Annotated in this window: 19 protein-coding genes; 6 read left to right on the forward strand and 13 right to left on the reverse strand. The window is 66.6% G+C overall.

The window, feature by feature from the left end:
* The first annotated feature begins 11 nt into the window (after positions 1–11).
* On the forward strand, positions 12–995 hold the full coding sequence (locus F1C58_RS07010) for an SRPBCC family protein (RefSeq protein ID WP_185203699.1): 984 nt from the start codon (positions 12–14) through the stop codon (positions 993–995).
* Here F1C58_RS07010 and F1C58_RS07015 read toward each other — a convergent pair.
* The gene (locus F1C58_RS07015) at positions 992–1,675 is read right to left on the reverse strand and encodes a copper resistance CopC family protein (RefSeq protein WP_185203700.1); all 684 of its coding nucleotides are present in this window, start codon (positions 1,673–1,675) and stop codon (positions 992–994) included. The two genes, F1C58_RS07010 and F1C58_RS07015, sit on opposite strands and share 4 nt — an antisense overlap.
* 627 nt (positions 1,676–2,302) lie before the next feature.
* Here F1C58_RS07015 and F1C58_RS07020 point away from each other — a divergent pair.
* Positions 2,303–2,443 (forward strand): hypothetical protein, encoded by a 141-nt coding sequence (locus tag F1C58_RS07020; protein ID WP_185203701.1) that lies wholly within the window; start codon positions 2,303–2,305, stop codon positions 2,441–2,443.
* 40 nt (positions 2,444–2,483) lie between these two features.
* Here F1C58_RS07020 and F1C58_RS07025 read toward each other — a convergent pair whose 3' ends face one another.
* Genes F1C58_RS07025 through F1C58_RS07040 form a run of 4 tightly spaced genes read right to left on the reverse strand, consistent with a single transcriptional unit; the run spans position 2,484 to position 6,247 of the window.
* Entirely contained in the window at positions 2,484–2,966 is a 483-nt protein-coding gene (locus tag F1C58_RS07025; RefSeq protein WP_185203702.1) for a heme-degrading domain-containing protein, read from the reverse strand.
* A gap of 10 nt (positions 2,967–2,976) precedes the next feature.
* A complete protein-coding gene (locus F1C58_RS07030; RefSeq protein ID WP_185203703.1) occupies positions 2,977–3,429 on the reverse strand; it encodes an NUDIX hydrolase in 453 nt (150 codons plus the stop codon).
* Positions 3,430–5,436, reverse strand: a complete 2,007-nt coding sequence (locus tag F1C58_RS07035; protein ID WP_185203704.1) for a S9 family peptidase — start codon at positions 5,434–5,436, stop codon at positions 3,430–3,432.
* A 46-nt stretch (positions 5,437–5,482) separates the two neighbouring features.
* A complete protein-coding gene (locus F1C58_RS07040) occupies positions 5,483–6,247 on the reverse strand; it encodes an SDR family oxidoreductase (RefSeq protein ID WP_185203705.1) in 765 nt (254 codons plus the stop codon).
* A gap of 128 nt (positions 6,248–6,375) precedes the next feature.
* On the opposite strand from F1C58_RS07040, the gene F1C58_RS07045 reads away from it, so the two are divergent.
* The 4 genes from F1C58_RS07045 (at position 6,376) to F1C58_RS07060 (ending at position 9,261) form a co-directional block, all read left to right on the forward strand.
* Positions 6,376–6,852, forward strand: a complete 477-nt coding sequence (locus F1C58_RS07045) for an NfeD family protein (protein WP_185203706.1) — start codon at positions 6,376–6,378, stop codon at positions 6,850–6,852.
* Complete coding sequence (locus F1C58_RS07050) at positions 6,849–7,862, forward strand: SPFH domain-containing protein (protein WP_185203707.1); 1,014 nt, start codon at positions 6,849–6,851, stop codon at positions 7,860–7,862. The genes F1C58_RS07045 and F1C58_RS07050 overlap by 4 nt, the downstream gene beginning before the upstream one ends.
* Positions 7,863–7,986: 124 nt before the next feature.
* Entirely contained in the window at positions 7,987–8,775 is a 789-nt protein-coding gene (locus F1C58_RS07055; protein WP_255461327.1) for a glycerophosphodiester phosphodiesterase family protein, read from the forward strand.
* A 120-nt stretch (positions 8,776–8,895) separates the two neighbouring features.
* Positions 8,896–9,261 carry an RNA polymerase-binding protein RbpA gene (locus F1C58_RS07060; protein WP_185203708.1) on the forward strand — a complete coding sequence of 122 codons (366 nt, stop codon included), beginning with the start codon at positions 8,896–8,898 and terminating at the stop codon, positions 9,259–9,261.
* 47 nt (positions 9,262–9,308) lie between these two features.
* On the opposite strand, the gene F1C58_RS07065 is transcribed toward F1C58_RS07060, so the two are convergent.
* From F1C58_RS07065 to F1C58_RS07100, 8 genes are all read right to left on the reverse strand, one after another.
* Positions 9,309–10,052 (reverse strand): polyprenol monophosphomannose synthase, encoded by a 744-nt coding sequence (locus F1C58_RS07065; RefSeq protein ID WP_185203709.1) that lies wholly within the window; start codon positions 10,050–10,052, stop codon positions 9,309–9,311.
* Entirely contained in the window at positions 10,045–11,628 is a 1,584-nt protein-coding gene (gene lnt / locus F1C58_RS07070; protein ID WP_185203710.1) for an apolipoprotein N-acyltransferase, read from the reverse strand. Before lnt ends, F1C58_RS07065 begins: the two co-directional genes overlap by 8 nt.
* Positions 11,629–11,686: 58 nt before the next feature.
* On the reverse strand, positions 11,687–14,140 hold the full coding sequence (locus F1C58_RS07075; protein WP_185203711.1) for an RNA helicase: 2,454 nt from the start codon (positions 14,138–14,140) through the stop codon (positions 11,687–11,689).
* Entirely contained in the window at positions 14,137–14,898 is a 762-nt protein-coding gene (gene tatC / locus F1C58_RS07080) for a twin-arginine translocase subunit TatC (protein WP_185203712.1), read from the reverse strand. Before tatC ends, F1C58_RS07075 begins: the two co-directional genes overlap by 4 nt.
* A 63-nt stretch (positions 14,899–14,961) precedes the next feature.
* Complete coding sequence (gene tatA, locus F1C58_RS07085; RefSeq protein WP_185203713.1) at positions 14,962–15,201, reverse strand: twin-arginine translocase TatA/TatE family subunit; 240 nt, start codon at positions 15,199–15,201, stop codon at positions 14,962–14,964.
* A 69-nt stretch (positions 15,202–15,270) separates the two neighbouring features.
* Positions 15,271–15,618 (reverse strand): hypothetical protein, encoded by a 348-nt coding sequence (locus tag F1C58_RS07090; RefSeq protein ID WP_185203714.1) that lies wholly within the window; start codon positions 15,616–15,618, stop codon positions 15,271–15,273.
* On the reverse strand, positions 15,618–16,613 hold the full coding sequence (locus F1C58_RS07095; RefSeq protein ID WP_185203715.1) for a YafY family protein: 996 nt from the start codon (positions 16,611–16,613) through the stop codon (positions 15,618–15,620). The genes F1C58_RS07090 and F1C58_RS07095 overlap by 1 nt, the downstream gene beginning before the upstream one ends.
* On the reverse strand, positions 16,606–17,634 hold the full coding sequence (locus F1C58_RS07100) for a YafY family protein (protein WP_255461328.1): 1,029 nt from the start codon (positions 17,632–17,634) through the stop codon (positions 16,606–16,608). Before F1C58_RS07100 ends, F1C58_RS07095 begins: the two co-directional genes overlap by 8 nt.
* Positions 17,635–17,690 lie beyond the last annotated feature (56 nt).

Genomic DNA, 17,690 nt, shown 5'->3' on the forward strand with positions numbered 1-17,690 from the left:
AAAGGCGAATCATGCCCGTCACCTCCGTCGAGAAGGATCTCGACCAGCTCACCATCACCGTCATCGCTGACTTCGCGGCACCGGTCACCCGCCTCTGGGACGCGTACATGGATCCTCGCCAGCTCGAGCGATTCTGGGGTCCGCCCAGCTATCCCGCGACCTTCTTCCGTCACGACGTGGCAGTCGGCGGTCGAAGTGTCTATCGCATGACCGGTCCCGCGGGTGACGAGCACTGGGGCTGCTGGGAGTGGACGCACGTGGATGCCCCCCGGGCGTTCGAGGTCATCGACTGGTTCGCGGACGAATCTGGCGCTCCGAACACGGGCCTTCCGTCCGTGCGCGCGAACTTCGCGTTCGAGCAGACGGCAACCGGATCGCGGCTCACTACCGTCTCCCGCCTCGACTCCCTCGTCCAGCTCGAGCAGCTCGTCTCGATGGGGGTGCTCGAAGGCACCCGCGAGGCGATGTCCCAGATCGACGCCGTGCTCGCCGACCTCGCGGAGTTCGCCGCCAGCCGTGCAGCGGAGGCACAGATCCTCAGCGACACCCAGGTGCGGGTTGCCCGCGTCGTCCGGGGCACCGTCGAGCAGGTCTGGCGGGCCCACAACGATGCCGAACTCATGAAGCGGTGGCTGCTCGGCCCCGACGGATGGACGATGCCGGTGTGCGAGATCGCGGCGGACGTCGGCGACAGCTACCGGTACGTGTGGGAGCCCGACGGTGGTGGCGAGGGTTTCGGCTTCACCGGGGAGCTTCTCGAGAGCGAGCCGCCACACCGCGCGGTCACCAGCGAGGCGATGATCGGAATGGACTTCCCGCCCACCCGCAACGAGCTCACCCTCACCCCCGTGCAGGGCGGAACACTGCTCTCGCTCGTCATCACCTACGCGAACGCCGAGATGCGGGATGCGGTGCTCGCCACCGGAATGACCGACGGCATGGAGACCAGTTACGCGCGGCTCGAGGGCCTGTTCGAGGCCAACGTCAGCGTCTAGAGGCCCTCTTTCGACGTGGCGCCGTTGTCCGGGCCGCGGGCTCGACGGCGGACGACGAGAACGAGAGCGAGGGCGGCAGCCAGTACCGTACCTGCCGCCCCGAAGAGCACCGTGCGCCAGATCAATTCCTGCTCGGATTGGATTCTCTCCGATGGGATCTGCCCGGCGGGGATCCGGTCTGCGGAGATCTCCTCTGCCGGGACCTCCGCTGCCGGGACGTCCGCTGCTGGGACGTCCACCGCGGGGGGCCCCTGCCGTGTTGTGTCCTCCGCGGCGACGGCGATCGATTCGACATCGCTCACCGTGAACCGAAAACTGTCCCCGACGGGGTCACCGTCGGGGGAGACCACTCGCCAACGGATCTCGTACTCGGCCGCCGGCATCCCCGCTTCAACCGACACGGTCACCGTGTCTCTGGCGGGAACCACGGTGGCGCCGGCCGCCCAATCGTGACCGCTGCCGTCCACGATCGTGATCTCCGCACCCTCGGTCAGGATGTCTTCCGAGAACTGGATGACGACGTCGGTCGGGGCAGCGGCCACGCGTTCACCACGTGCTGGAGCGCTCGCGACGACCTGCAGATCACCGTGAGCAGAAACCGGGCCGGGAGCCAGGGCGATGAGCATCGCGGCGAGGAGCGCGGCAGCGGCCGCACGAACGGGAGGAAACGACGAGACCATGGGGGACACCTTTCACCAGCAGTTCGCACCGCAACGGGCTAGACGTTTTCGCGACAGAGCTTTCAGATCGACGCAGCCCCGGATTGCTCGGGGGAGAGAGGATGTGCTCCAGCGGTGCGGGTGCCCACGGCCGGAAGCGGGGGAGATCATCGTGTCGAGGGCGGCCGCGGATGCCACGCTCGCGCTCCAGGGGACGCGAACGCCGCGAGGCTTCATTTCGCCACTATGGCGTGAACGTGCCAGGGGGTCAAGAGGCGCAAGGTCGCTGCCGTTGAGCGGCTCCACTCGGAGGACTTCAGCCGGGTTTCGTCGCAGATTGTGAAACGCGATCTCCCGTCCTGGGTCAGGCTCGTGCGCACTGGATCGAACTGCCGTCTAGCCGGCGATGATTCCGCGGATGTCATCTGCAACAAGCCGCAGATCCCCTCCGAGCTGATGTCCACCCGATGTCGATCGAGTGATGGCCCGGGGGATCGCCGCGGCAGAGAGATCGCGGTGTGCGATCGGCGGGAAATGCGCGGGCCATGAACGATACTTGACATAATGTGCATTATCAGCGATTGTGTAGTGCAAACCCCCCGGGGCTTCCTGCCAGGACCACGCCGCCGGATCAGCGATACTTGAACCATGTCATCGTTCTTCTCGCTGGTGCTCTATGTCGGTATCGCCATCCTGACCGTGATGGCCGCCCTTGTGGCGGTCACGGCGATCATCGGCATCGTCGTGGCGTTCTCACCGACACTGATCCCGGGATTCCTGCAGTCCTAGCCGGCGGTTCCGTTACTTGACATAACGGAAAAGTACGCCGTTACTGACCGCCGAGGTCGAGCAGCCGCTCGATCGCCTCCACCACGAGACGGTGATCCGCCAACTGTGCGAGCCCCGACACTGTCACTGTGCCGATGAGCCCGGAGTCGCGGATGTTGATGGGAAACGAGCCCCCGTGTGCCGCATAGAGGAAGGTGTCGTTCCATTCCCGCGCTTCGAACGGCGTGCCGGTCGCGCGGTGTCGGAGCCCCACGAGGAACGAGCTGTTTCCGAATCGGCGCACCGTGCGCACCTTGCGCTCGACCCACTGGTCGTTGTCGGCGGCGGTGCCGGCCAGCGCGGCATGGAAGAGCTGCTGGTCGCCACGTCGGATGTCGATGGTGATCGGATGATCGCGCTCCGTGCCGAGTTCGACCAGGATGCATCCCAGCTCCCAGGTATCCGCGTTGCTGAAACGGGTGAAGACCAGTCGCTCTTCCTGTGCTTCGATCTCGGCGATGAGCCCGGCGGTGTCTTCGGTCATGGAGAGCCTTTCAGTGGGGCGGCAGCTGGCTGCGGATGAGGTCGAGAAGTTCTGGCGGGCGAAACGGCTCTGTCGTCTCGGCGAGTTCGGCCAGTGTCCACCAGCGCGTCTCGAGCACGTCGAGCTGCTCCTCCGCCGTCCAATTCTCTCGCGACGGCTCGAATGCCGTGGTGCGCAGCACGTAATACTCGGCGTGGCCCGTGTCGTGGTCTCCCCCGACGTAATCCGGCACGAAGTCCTGCGCCCACACCGGCGCTCCGAGGTCGGGGATGTCGAGCCCCGTCTCTTCGAACAGCTCTCGGCGTGCCCCTTCGGCATGGCTCTCCCCCGGCTCCACTCCCCCGCCGGGCGTGATCCAACGGGTCTGCTCGGCCGGCACCGACCCCACGGTCAGGTAGAGCAGAATGCGATCGCGCTCATCGAAGACCAGGATACGAGAAGTGAGTCGATGTCGATTATGCACTCAGGTCCCCGGGTTCGCGACGGACGGCAGGTGGCGTGCCCACCATTCGAGCACCGCCTCGAAGCGCTGGAGCCGATGCCGCGGGCTCCCGCTCCGGCTCAGCTCGTGGTTCTCGCCCGGGAAGATCAGGAGCTCGGTATCGACCCCGTTGCGTTTGAGGGCCGCGTAATAGCGTTCCCCCTGGCCGAGGGGACAGCGCAGATCGTCTTCGGAGTGGATCACCAGGGTCGGAGTGGTCACCTGGCCGACGAGCGCCTGAGGGCTCTGGTCGCGCATCAGCTGCGGATCCGATCCCGTGTATTCGTCGCTGAAGAAAGAGCCGATATCGGAGGTGCCGACGAAGGCCTCCGGGTCGAGGTAGCCCCGCTCCACGATCGCTCCGGCGAAACGGTGGTCGTTGGCGATCGTCCACGCCGTGAGGTAGCCCCCGTAGGAGCCGCCCATCACCCCGACCCGAGCACCGTCGAGCATCGGGTGACGCGCGAGGGCGCCCTCCAGAAAGTCGATCACGTCGGTGAAATCCATCGTGCCCATGCGCTGGCGGATGGCTCGCCCGTGGGCCTCGCCGTAGCCGGCCGAACCTCGAGGATTGCACATGACGACGGCGTAACCCGCCTCGACATAGACCTGCGCCTCGTCGAAGAACGAGACTCCCCACTGCGTGAAGGGACCGCCGTGGATCACCAGCAGCACGGGATGCGGCTCCTCCTGGTCGATCGGCGTCAGCACCCAGCCGTGAACCTCGCTTCCGTCCCGCGCCGTGACCGAGAGTTCCTCCAGGGGGGTCACCCCGGCGTTGCGGAGCGGCGCGGAGAAGTCGCTGAGCGCACGCAGTCCGCCCGGAGTGACGAGACCGAGCTCACCCATCGATGCGGGCGCCGTATAGCTGACCACGATCACGTCATCCACGGCGTCGGTGCCGTGCACCTCGAGGTCCCCGCTGACGATCGGTGACACCGTGCCGTCGGAGCTGATGCGAAGCAGGTGTACCCTGCCGCGGTCGAGGGCGTGCACGAGCGCTCCCTCCCCTGTGATCAGGAGCTCGCCGTCGAGGTCGGTGGTGGCGGGATCGGTGAGCAGCCGTGCCGACTCCCCCGGAGCATCCCGCACCCACAACTGCTCGCCGCGGCCCACGAAGTCGACGCCGTTCTCGCCCAGGTCGCCCCCGGTGAACCACAGTTCGCCGCCGAGACCGTATTCGACGCTCGAGATGCCGTAGCGGCGGCCATCGGTGGCCCGGGTGGCTGCAGGAACTTCATCCGCCGAGCCCGTGAGGTCGATCTCGTAGATGTCGTTGGCGAGGTCGAGGTCGCGCTCGGGATGACGAGCGGACACGACGGCGATCCTCGATCCGTCCGGCGAGAACGAGAGAGCTCCGTGGTCGAAGTCACCGTCGGTCAGGCGTCTCGGCGTGGGGATGCCAGCGGAGGGCTCGGGCTTCGGGTTCTGCGCCGACGGGGCGGTCGGGTAGCTCGGTTCGCCGTCAACGCGGGGCACCTCGACGAGGAACACGTGCCGACGCCGATCAGTCGTGTAGCCGAATCCATTCGAGCGGTACTTGAGGGTGGTGATGCGGCGTGGGGGTTCGGCGTTCGAGCCGAGGTTTGCGACCGTGCCGTACCGACCATCTTCGGCGACAGCGGCGGTGAACGCGATGGCGCGGGAGTCCGGCGACCAGCGCCAGGTGCCGACACCGAGCTTCTGGTCGGTCAGCTGGAGGGGTTCGCCGCCCTCAGCCGCCATGATGTGCAGCTGACCGGGCCCCTCCCCCGGCGATCGCACGAACGCGAGCAGGCTCCCATCCGGCGAGAAGAGCGGGCTCGAATCACTGATACCGCGCGTGATGCGACGAGCGTCGGAGCCGTCGAGCCTCACGCTCCACAACTGGCCGACGGCGCGATCCGCATCGAGATCCGGCCGCGAGACGGCGGTGACGGCACGCGTGCCATCCGGATGGATCGTGGGGCGGGAGACACTGGACAACAGGGGAAGATCTGAAGGCTTCATCACCTCCCATGCTAGCCACCGTTGCTTTCACGGCCCCGGCTGAGATTCAGGCGGTGCCGAAGTCGCTCACGTCGCCGACGAGCCTGGTGTGGTCGGCGGGGATCGGCTCGACCGCGGCGGCGGCGATCTCCGCGGCGAACTCGCTCACGTTGTACAGTCGGCCGGCGGAGTCCTTTCGCGAACTGATCGCGCCCGGATTCGCCCGCTCGAGAAGCGTCGCCGTGATGGTGCCCTCGATCATGTCGCCGGACACGACGACGAACCCGATGCCCGCCGCATCCAGGATCGGGATCATCTCAAGGAGCGCATCCTCACCCGCGCGCTTGCTGAGCGCCACCGGGAGGTATTCCGGCATCGTGGCTGTCGAGTGGATGAAATGTGCCTGATGACTCGTCACGAAGACGACGCGGGAGCCCGGGGCCAGCAGCGGGATGGCCGCGTTCAGCAGGTACACCTGGGCGTCGCGATTGAGCTGAAGGGCGTAGTCCTCCGCCATGCCGGACTCCATGCCCCCGGAGGCATTCATCACGAGGATGTCGAGTCCGCCCAGCTCGCTCTCGATTGTGTCGAACATGGCGGCGACCGAGGCGGGATCGGTGAGATCCGCGCCGATGGCGACCGCGGATCCGCCGGCTGCGACGATCTTGTCGACGAGCTTGTTCGCGCGCGCCTCCTTGTTGCGGTAGTTGATCACGACGCTCGCGCCGGCTTCGGCGAAGAAGCTCACCGTGTCCGCGCCGATGCCGCGGGAGGAGCCGGTGACGAGGGCACGGAGCCCGTCGAGCGAACCGGGGGCGAGGGGGTTTGTCATGAGGGGACTCCTGGGTTCCGAGGTCGGTCGCGGCGCGGAGCCACGGGTCACGACAATAGCAAGATCAGGCGGTTTCCCGGGTGCTGGTGCTAGTTTCGAAGCACACTAGTCGCAAGGGGTGCAACGGGATGATCGTCGATTTTGTCACGATGTACGCCTGGATCTTCTGGGTCGGCCTGCTGCTGCTCTTTGTCATCGTCGAGGTGCTCACCGTCGATTTCACCTTTCTCATGCTCGCCGGCGGGTGCGTTGGCGGTCTGGTGGCCGATCTTCTCGGTGCGCCATTCTGGGCGCAGATCCTCATCGCCGGGATCCTGGCGCTCCTTCTGCTGTTCGTCGCCCGGCCCGCGCTGAAACGAACGCTCGGCCGCACCTCCGACCAGACTCCGACGAACGTGGCTGCGCTGCTCGGTACCGGCGGCATGGTCACCACTCCGTTCGTGGACGGACAGGGCCACGTGAAGCTCGCGAACGGCGAGACCTGGACGGCCCGGCTCTCGCAGGCCACCACCGATCGACCGGTTGATGCCGGTGAACGCATCGTCGTGACGGCGATCGAAGGGGCGACCGCGATAGTGGTCCCCGCAGAAGGGACAGCACTGTGACCTCCGACCTGTTCGGCCAGATCATCCTCGTGATTGTGATCATCATCGTCGCGATCTTCGTCTTGACCATCCTCTTCCGGGCGGTGAAGATCATCCCCCAGGCCCGCGCCGGGGTCGTCGAGCGCCTCGGCAAGTACCACAAGACGCTGATGCCCGGGCTCAACATCCTCGTGCCGTTCATCGACCGGGTGCGGCCGCTCATCGATATGCGCGAGCAGGTCGTCTCGTTCCCGCCGCAGCCCGTCATCACCGAGGACAACCTGGTGGTGTCGATCGACACCGTCGTCTACTTCCAGGTGACGGATGCGCGTGCCGCGACCTATGAGATCGCCAACTACCTCGGGGCCGTCGAGCAGCTGACCACCACCACCCTTCGTAACGTCGTCGGTAGCCTCAATCTTGAGGAAGCTCTCACCAGTCGCGACAACATCAACGGGCAGCTGCGCATCGTGCTCGACGAGGCCACCGGCAAGTGGGGGGTGCGCGTCGGCCGCGTCGAGCTCAAGGCGATCGACCCGCCGCTCTCCATCCAGGACTCGATGGAGAAGCAGATGCGTGCCGAGCGAGACCGCCGGGCGCAGATCCTGACCGCAGAGGGCACGAAGCAGGCAGCCATCCTGCAGGCCGAGGGATCCCGACAGGCCGCGATCCTCGAAGCGGAGGGCTGGGCGAAGGCCCAGGTGCTGCGAGCCGAGGGTGAAGGGCAGGCCATCACCACGGTGTTCGGCGCCATTCACGCCGGTGATCCGGACTCCAAGCTGCTGGCCTACCAGTACCTGCAGATGCTTCCAAAGATCGCCGAGGGCGACTCCAACAAGCTCTGGATCATCCCCTCGGAGCTCACCGAGGCGATCAAGAGCATCACGGCCGGCTTCGGTTCGAGTCTTGCGGGCATGGCACCGGGCCAGCCGGCACCGGTACCTCCGGCAGCGCCGGTGGCCTCGGCGGTGCCGAGCACTCCGCCCGTTTCCCCTACAGCGCCTGCCGCCCCGGCATCGCCGGCGCCCTGAGTCACCCGGCCTCGAGCAGACACCGCGAGGTGCACTCTTTTGCGGGTGATGCACACCGCGAGGTCCCGAAAGACTGCAACTTGTGGAGGCGGAGACGCGCAACCGGTCGTGAGATGAGGGCGTCGTGGCCGATCTGAGGGCGATCGAGCCCGGCGAGGGTTTCTTCGCCGGGCCACTCCCCCGCATCCTCGCCCATCGCGGCCTTGCGACGGATGCCCCGGAAAATACCCTGCTCGCCTTCCTCTCCGCGCTCTCCAGCGGTGTCACCCACCTCGAGACCGACGTTCACTCGTCGGCGGACGGCATCGCGGTGATCAGCCACGACGCGGATCTCGCTCGCACGGCGGGAATCACGGGGCGCGTCGACGAACTCGACTTCGCCGAGCTGCAGAAGGTGGACCTGGGGCGTGGCCAGACCTACCCGAGCCTGGAAGAGACGCTTCTGGCCTTTCCCGAGGCGCGATTCAACATCGACCTCAAGTCCGATGCGGTCGTCGGCCCGGCGGTGGCAGCGATTCTTTCGGCCGCCGCCACGGACCGGGTGCTCGTGACGTCATTCGACAATGCGCGGCGGTTGCGCGCGGTTCGGGCATTGCCAGGGGTCGCGACCTCGGCATCGGCGGCGCCCTTCGCCGGTGCACTGTTCGCGGTCAAGCTCGGCCTCGTGCCGCTGGCCCGCCGGCTGCTTCGCGACGTGCAGGCCGTGCAGGTGCCCGAGCGTCTCCGTGGCGTCCAGGTGATCACCGCCCGCACCGTACGCCTCCTGAAGCGCGCGGGCGTCGAGGTGCAGGTGTGGACGGTGAACGAGCCAGCGGACATGCGTCGACTGCTCGATCTCGGCGTGGACGGCCTGATCACCGACCGGGCGGATCTCGCGCTTCTCCTTCGAAACGAACGCTCCGGTCCCGCCTGAAGACACGACCGGCCGGCAGGGAGTACGCTGTGAGTTTGCTGGAATCGCCGCGTAACGGAAAGGTTACGCCCAGCTTGTGGGTTTATAACTGGTGATTGCATCGCGAGAGAGGACCACACAATGGCGGATCGCAGTTTGCGCGGAATGAGACTCGGATCCCAGAGTCTCCAGAGTGAAGAAGGCGTGACCTTCTCCCCGCGGAAGAAGAGTACGTACCAAGCCGCCGACGGCTCCACCTTCGAGGTGACCTTCTCGTCTGACGCGGAGATCCCCACGGTGTGGGAGTCCCCGAAGAGCGGCCAGGAAGGTCGACTTCTCGGCGAGGACGGCGTTCAGGTGGAACCCGAACCGTCCGACGCCAAGATCCCCCGCACCCACTGGGACATGCTTCTCGAGCGCCGCACGCGTGCGGAACTCGAAGAACTGCTCCAGGAGCGTCTCGACTTCCTTCGGGCTCGTAAGGGGCAGCACAAGATCGGCGCCTAGCGTTCGATCCGAGAGACCTAGCCGGTCGCCGTTCACGCGGTGGTCGGCTATTTTTCTGCCTGCCGCTGCTCAGGCTGTGGCGAACCGGGCCCGAAGACGCCCCAGAGCGTGACCCGCAGCAGTGCTTCGACGACGATACCGAAGTGCATCTTGGATCGGCCGGCCGCCCGTTCGATGAAGACGATGGGATGCTCGACCACGCGCCGCCCCTCCCGCTCCAGTCGCCAGGCCAGCTCCACCTGGAAGCAATACCCCTGCGACGACACCGAAGACAGCTCGAGGGACCGAAGGGCATCGGCGCGATAGACGCGGAAGCCCGCGGTGATGTCGTGGACGCCCGAGCGGAGCACCGCGCGCGAGTACGCGTTGCCCGCGCGCGAGATGACCTGGCGGATCCAGGGCCAGTTGCGCACAGAACCCCCGTGCACCCAGCGGGACCCGATCACCAGATCCGCGCCTCCGGCCGCCAGGTCGATCATGGCCGGAAGCGCGGAGGGATCGTGGGATCCGTCCGCATCCATCTCCACGACGAACCGGTAGCCGTGCTCGAGGGCACGCGCGAAGCCGGCGAGGTAGGCCTGGCCGAGGCCCTGCTTCGCAGCGCGATGCAGCACAGAGATCCCGGGGTCGACGGCCGCGAGTCGGTCGGCCAGCCGTCCCGTGCCATCCGGACTCGAGTCGTCCACGACCAGCACGTCGGCCTGGGGCACCGCCTGGCGGATGCGCCCGAGCACGGTCTCCAGGCTCTCGATCTCGTTGTAGGTCGGCAGGATGATCAGAGTCTCAGCCACGCCGCCCCCTTGGGCTCTGAGCACGTGGTCGCCGGGGTGCGAGTAGCAGTCCGACTAGGAGGCTGGCGAGTCCGAACCCGGCGACGATCCACTCGATCTGGCGCCCGGCGAACATGGCCGGGGTGACCGTCGTGCTGAGCGGTACGGTCTGCACCAGGGCCCCGCGCGTGAAGGTCGGTAGGGTCGCGATCTCGCGACCATCGGGCGCGAACATCGCGCTCACTCCCACCGTGGAGTCGTTGACGACGCTGCGTCCGGTCTCGATGGCACGCAACCGGGCGATCGCCACCTGTTGCACGCTCTCGTCCGAGTGTCCGAAGTCGGCGTTGTTGGTCGGGGCGATGATGAACTCCGCTCCCCCGTCCACCATCCGATGGATGAGGCCGTCGTCCACGATGTCGAAACAGATGGCCAGCCCCGCCATCGCCCCGTTGATGTCGAAGACATTCGACCTGGTGCCGAAGGTGTAATCCCGCGGCACAAGGTCGAAGAGGCTCGGGGCTAGCGGGTACCAGAACGAGCGGTTCGGCAGGTATTCGGCGAAGGGCACGGGATGGATCTTGTCGTACTGGGCGACCGAACCCTTGCCGTTCTCCCAGAGCAGCAGACTGTTGAAGGTCTGACCCTTCGAGTTCTCCGTGACGGTGCCGGTCACGAGCGGAGCGTTCATCTCTTTCGAGACGAAGTCGAGGGTCTGCGCCGCCTGCTCGTTCCTGAGGGGGTCGATGTCTGAGGCGTTCTCCGGCCAGACGATCACATCCACCTTCTTGCCGAGGATGGGCACTGTGGCCTGCAGGTGATCGTCCAGGCTGTCACCCGGTTGGATCTGCGCAAAGAGGCCGGAGTTGGAGTTGCCCTGGACTGCGGCGACGCGGATGCTGCCCGAAGAGAGCACGGGCCACGCCGGGAACAGTGCAGCGACGAGGAAGGCGGTGGCCGCGATCATCCCCCTGGTGCTCCAGCGCACCTGACCTGTCCGCACGGCCTGGAGCAGCACCGCGGAGAGGAAGGCGATGACGAAGCTCACGCCCGAGATCCCGAGCCACGCCACGAGCGGGGCGAAAGTGCTGTCGGACTGGGAGAACGCGAGCCGGCCCCAGGAGAAGCCGCCGTAGGGCCAGACGCTGGTGATCGCCTCCCTCAGCACCCAGAGGCCGGCCAGTACCGCGGGGAGGCCGATCAGCCGCGCGCCGGGCCCGGACCACACCCGGGGCACGTATCGCCAGGCCAGGGCCATGAGCACGCACCCGAGGGCGAAGAAGACCGCCTCGAGTCCGGCGAGGGCGAGCCACGGCACCGGTCCCAGATAGACGGTGAGCCAGATGATGTGATTGCCGAAGAATGCGAACCCGCCCACGAACCCCACCAACAGCGCCGAGCGCACCCGGCGACCGACGAGCGACCAGAACATCAGGGCTGTGCCGATGAAGATGAGCGGCCACCAGCCGAGCGCGGGGAAGGCCGCCGCGTTGATGAAGCCGGACAGCGCCGCGACCAGGAGCGCGGCGGTGAGGGGAAGGGGGCGCGAGAGCCATCCGGGAACAGTCCCGCGGCGGGGTGGGAGGCTCGAACGCACCCGTCAAGCCTAAGTGGCTGTTGCTGTGCCCGCGGCCAGCAGCGCTGCCGGCAGAGGCTCAGGCGACCGAGGAGTAGGCCACGATCCCGCGCCGGATCGATTCGAGGGCCTGGCGTGCCGTGCGTCCGACAGCCCCGTCGGCCACCACAGAGAGCTGGTCGAGGAGGTCGATCGTCTGCTTTGTCATGCGCACGAAGTCGCCGGCCGCGAGCTCCGACTCGAGGAGGACGGAATCGAGGGAGACTCCCTGCGCCCAGCGGTTCATCGCGAGCGACAGGCCGGTGGACAGGGGGTTGCTGCCGGGGAGCTTGTGGTCACGCTCGATGTCGTCGAGTTTCGACCACAGGTCTGTGGTCTTCTCGAAGGCGGGGCGGAATGCGCCCCTGGGAAGGTAGCGATCGGAGGTCTGGCCCTCGTCGCGCCTGGGTTCGTAGACCAGCGCGGCGGCCATGGCGGCGAGCCCCGCCGGATCCAGATCGTTCCAGACGCCACGGCGCAGGCACTCCGCCACCAAGAGGTCGCGCTCTCCGTAGATTCTGCGCAGGGTGCGCCCATGAACCGATGCGGTCACCTCGCCGTTCTCGGCGCGCAGCAGGTACCCGAGCTCCAGGAGCACATCGGTCACCCGGTCGAAGATGCGTGCGACGGCACCCGTGCGGGTGCGGATCTGGCGGCTCAGTTCGTCCGTCTGCTTCTTCAGCTTCCACCAGCGCTCGGCCCAGCGGGCGTGCACCTCCCGGTCGTTGCAGGTGTGGCAGGGGTGCTGCTTGAGCCGTTTGCGCAGGGCGGCGAGCTGGTTCTGCCGCTTGTCGCGCTCGCCGCGACTCTGCAGGTCGGCGCGGATCGAGCCCTTGCGTTCGAGATCGGTGAGCTCGCGACGAATGCCCGAATACTCCCGGAAGTCTCCGAGGTGGCACTTCATGGCCTCCTCGTACCCGCGCAGCGATTCTTCCTGCGATCGCACCTTTCTGGCCAGGTCCACCACGGCGCGGTCTGCCTGGAACTGCGCGAAGGACGACTCGAGGATGTCTCTCGCGCGTTCGCGGCTGAACTGCTCGATGAGGTTCACTGCCATGTTGTAGGTGGGCGAGAAGCTGGAATTCAGCGGGTAGGTGCGGCGCGAGGCGAGCGAAGCGACGGCCTGCGGATCGAGGCCCTCCTGCCACTGGATCACCGAATGTCCCTCGACGTCGATGCCGCGCCGACCGGCGCGCCCGGTGAGCTGTGTGTACTCGCCCGGGGTGATCGGCACGCGGGCCTCGCCGTTGAATTTCTCGAGCTTCTCAAGCACGACAGTTCGAGCGGGCATGTTGATGCCGAGGGCAAGGGTCTCTGTGGCGAAGACGGCCTTTACGAGCTTCTTCTGGAACAGCTCCTCGACGACCTCTTTGAACGCGGGCAGCATACCGGCGTGGTGGGCGGCGACTCCGCGCTGAAGACCATCGAGCCACTCGTAGTAGCCCAGCACGGCGAGGTCCTCATCGAGAATGGTGCGGCAGCGCTCCTCGACGATGTCCGCGATCTCCTCCCGTTCGAGCTGGGTGGTGAGCCGCACTCCCGCCCGCAGCACTTGCTTGACCGCCTGGTCGCATCCGACCCGGCTGAAGATGAAGAAGATGGCCGGAAGGAGGTTGCGTTCCCCGAGCATCTTCACGACGCCGGCGCGATCCATCTTCAGTTCGTCGGGACGCCCTCCGCGGGAGTGCCGCCGTCCGACATCCTGCATCTGGCGCGAACTGATGGTGCGCCCCCCGTAACGGGCCATCTGCACGAGCTCGGGATTCACCCGGTGCGTCGGAGTTCCGGGCGGATCCCCCGGGCCGGCCTTGGTCGTCGCAAACAGGTCGATGAGCTTCGTGCGCATGATCACGTGCTGGTCGAGAGGCACCGGCCGCTCCTCGGAGACGATCACGGCAGTCTCGCCGCGCACCGCCTGAAGCCAGTCCCCGAACTCCTCGGCATTCGACACCGTGGCGCTGAGGGAGACCAGGCGCACGGTCTGCGGGAGGTGGATGATGACCTCCTCCCAGACGGCGCCGCGGAACCGGTCGGCGAGGTAGTGCACCTCGTCCATCACCACGAAAGCCAGGTCCCTGAGCAGATCGGAGTCCGCATAGAGCATGTTGCGCAGCACCTCGGTGGTCATCACCACGATGCGAGCGCCGGAATTGATGTTCGTGTCTCCGGTGAGGAGACCCACCTGGTCGGCCCCGTATTCGGCGACGAACTCCTGGAACTTCTGATTCGAGAGTGCCTTCATCGGCGCCGTGTAGAACACCTTCGCCCGAGGCTCCTGCATCGCAAGGAACACCGCGAATTCGGCCACGATGGTCTTGCCGGCCCCGGTGGGAGCGGCGACGAGCACGCTGTCCCCGCGTTCCAGCGCCACGCAGGAGGCGAGCTGGAATGGGTCGAGATCGAAAGACTGGTTGCCGCGGAACGTCTCGACCCGCGGGTTGCCGCGACGTTCGCGAGACGCGGCGAAGCGTTCCGCCGGGCTCAGTTCGGTCATGCGGCGGCCGTGCCGCCGAGGTCTCCGGCCAGGCTGTCCGCGCGTTTGGCGATGACCCGGTCGCGCCACCACGCGATCGTCCCGGCGATCAGGTACAGCACGATCATCGGCACGGACAGCAGGAACATGGATGCCACGTCCGCCGACGGGGTCGCGAGAGCGCAGAAGACGAAGATGGCGAGAATCGCCCAGCGCCAGCTGCGGAAGATGCTCACGCCGGAGATGATGCCGAGGAAGTTGAGCAGCACCAGGAACACCGGAAGCACGAACGCGATCCCCACCGCGAGGATGAGTTTGGTCACGAAACCGAGGTAGTCCTTCGCTTCGGTGATGGCCGCATCCTGGCTGGGGACGAAGGAATTGAGTACGTCCACGATGTGGGGGAAGACCCACCAGCCGGCGGCGCAGCCGGCGAAGAACAGGGGAACCGCGGAGAAGAAGAAGCCGAAGGTGTAGCGCTTCTCTTTCGTGGTGAGGCCGGGCACGATGAAGGCGAACACCTGGTACAGCCACACGGGGCTCGAGGCGATGACTCCGACCGTGATAGCGATCTGGATGTGCACATCGAAGGCCGCACCGATGGTCGAGTAGTTCAGCGTCGTGTTGCCGTGGGTCTTGGCGATCAGCTCGATGGGAGAGCGGATGGCTTTGAGCACCCAGTCGGCGACAGCGAACCCGCCGATCGAGAACACGACGATCGCGATCGCCGAGATGAAGAGTCGCTTGCGGAGCTCGACGAGGTGCTGGCCGAGAGACATCCGGCCTTCACTGCCTGCGCCCCGCTTCTTGCGGGAAGGCATGGTGGCGGTAATGAGCTCTCGCTAGGGCTTGGCGGAGGGGTTGGTCGAGTCGGTTTGCGCGCGGACCTCGCTCGAGGTCTCGTTGAGGTGCGCAGAGTCGGCCGGCGGTGCGGGCTTCTCCTCGGACTTGACCTCGTTTTTGAAGATCTTCATCGACTGTCCGACGCTCTTGGCGAGGCCCGGGAGCTTGGTCGCACCGAACAGAAGCACCACGATGACCAGTAGTACCAGGGCGTGCCAACCGGTGAATCCACTTAACATGTGCGCGATCCTTAAGAGTCGAGAAAATCGAGTTGAGTAAGTTTACCGCCTATCCGAACTCTACGGCTGTCATTCGGCTTGGAACCACCGACGGGAATTCGCATCGATACGGGTGAGGGCGCGACCGCGGTCGAGGCGGCCGGAGCGTCGGGCCTCTTTTCTGGCCAGCGATGCGTCACGTACCTTCCGCCGTTGCTCCTGCACGTCGGAGTATTTCTGCAGGAGGGCGAACTGCTCCTGCTTCGTATCGAACTCCGTGATCGCGGCATCCAGCAGCTCGAGTTTTGCGCCGAGCGCTCCGAGTTCGTCGAAGACCGCGACGGCCTTGCGGAAGAGGCGCCAGCCGGAGAAGACGAGCATCGCGAGGAGGGCGAGCACGAGACAGGCCCAGATGACGATCCACGACCACCAGGGCATCAGTCGGCTCCCGCGATCTGCTCGTCGTAGCGCGCTGCCCCGGCCGCGGCCCAGTCGGCGACGGCCCGCCGGGCATCCGCCGGCTCGACCACGGTGACCATGCCCGGGAGTCCCCCGACCAGTCTTTTGAGCCCGTGATAGTGCGACACCCGGAGGGCCGTGCGGTCGCGGCCGTCGACGAGGGTGCTTCCGGTGCCGTCGGTGAGGTAGTCGGCGAGCAGGGGCGCCGCCGAGGGGGCGACGTCGATGGTCACCACGAGGTCGTCCGCCGAGCCCTCGAAAAGCGTGTCGGGCAGGTGCACGTCGGAGGCGTGGGTGGTGATCGGCTCGGAGGTCACCGTGGGGTTTCCGATGCGGTCGATCCGGAAAGTGCGCACCGCTTCGCGCAGATGGCACCATCCCCGCAGGTACCAGTCAGCGTCCATCGATTCGATGCGGAGCGGGTCTACCCGCCGACGCTCGTGCTCACCGCGCGAGTTGATGTAGTCGAACTCCACCTGCACGCCGGAGGCCACCGAGTCGCGAATGAGGGCGAGTGTGTCGTCGGACTCCGATCCCTCGACTGCGAACTGGCTCGGAAGGGCGGATGCCCCGCGCGCGAGCTTGGCCATGAGCGTGGCGATCGCGCTGCGATCGGCATTCTCCGGCAGCGCCGACAGGTACTGCAGCCCGGCGATGAGCGCTGCGGCCTCCCGGCCGGAAAAGCGGGGTGCGTCGTCGATGGCCACGAGGTTCGTGAGCACGATCTGGTCGTTCTCCTCGAAGTCGTCCCAGGCGAGGTCGAACAGGTCTCCGTGCTGGTACTGCCCGGTCTCGCCGGGGATGCCCGAGACGGCGATGAGTTCGACCGCCTCCCGCACCTGCTGTGGCTTCACGCCGAAATGATCAGCGGCATCCTGCACGCTGATGCGCTCATGCTCCATGAGGAACGGCACGAGGGAGAGCAGGAAGGCGAGCTTGTCCTGTGCCTGCAGCGGGGCGGTTCGATCAGCCACTGATCTTCCCTTCTGAGCCGCCCTCACGGGACGAGTGCTCCTCGACGGTCTGCAGGAGGCGGCTGCGAACCGCCTCGCGGAGCTCGGGTGGGGAGAGCACGAGAGCTTCCGGGCCGTACCCGGCCAGTTCGTCGGCGAAGATATTGGCGTCGGAGTAGTGCAGTCGCAAGACGCCGGAGGGCAGCCGAACGGTGCCGCGGCGTTTGAGCAGACGTGTGGCGGCATCCGAATCGGCGAGCACCTCGACATCGGCCGTGTGGGACTGCCACACCTCTTCGAGCTCGTCGAGGGCCCGAGCGGTCTGGTCGCCACTGGGGGCGGGGAAGAACGCCCCGGTGGTGGTGACCTGGCTCACGATCCGCCGCAGCAGGAAGGTCTTGGTGATCTCCGTGCCCGGCTCGAGCGCATGAAGATGCCACCGACCCTGGTGCTGCACGAGGGCGAGCGGGGCGAGCTCCCGCACTCGGGCCTCCGCTTCGCCGGGCTTCAGGTATGCGAAGCGCACTATCGCGTTGCGCTCGAGAGCGGCGCGGAGCGGCTCGAACGCGGCATCCCGCACACGGAGGCGCGGTGCATAGCCCAGAACGGGCTCATCGGACACGAGTCCGAGGCCCTTGAGCTTGATCACGGCTCGCCGCGACTCTCCGGAGAGGGATCCCTCGCGCCACACCATTGCGGCGAGATTGAGCAGTGTCGTCTCCTCCGCCGAGAAGGTGATGTCGCTCGGCAGCTCATAGCTGCCCCGCGGGATGCGATAACGCAGGTTCTGGTTGTTGCCCGCCTGGCCGGGAGAATCCACGGTCTCGAGAGGAACCCCGAGGTCGCGGATGTCGTCTTTGTCGCGTTCGAACTGGCGCTCGAGGTTCGCGTTGTCGCCACCGGCGCGATACCGCTGCCGGTAGCCCTGCACGGTCGACAGCACCTCGTTCTTGGTGAGACCGGTCTCGGTGGCGAGGAGCGCGAGCACAAGACTGAACAGCCGCTCCTCGACGGGGATTCTGGAGACGCTTGCAGCTGGCACGGGGACCCTGGTTTCGAATGAATTCGGAAGACACTCGGCCTGTGTCCGGATGAGAC

Source organism: Glaciihabitans sp. INWT7, from assembly GCF_014217685.1.
GTDB lineage: Bacteria > Actinomycetota > Actinomycetes > Actinomycetales > Microbacteriaceae > Lacisediminihabitans.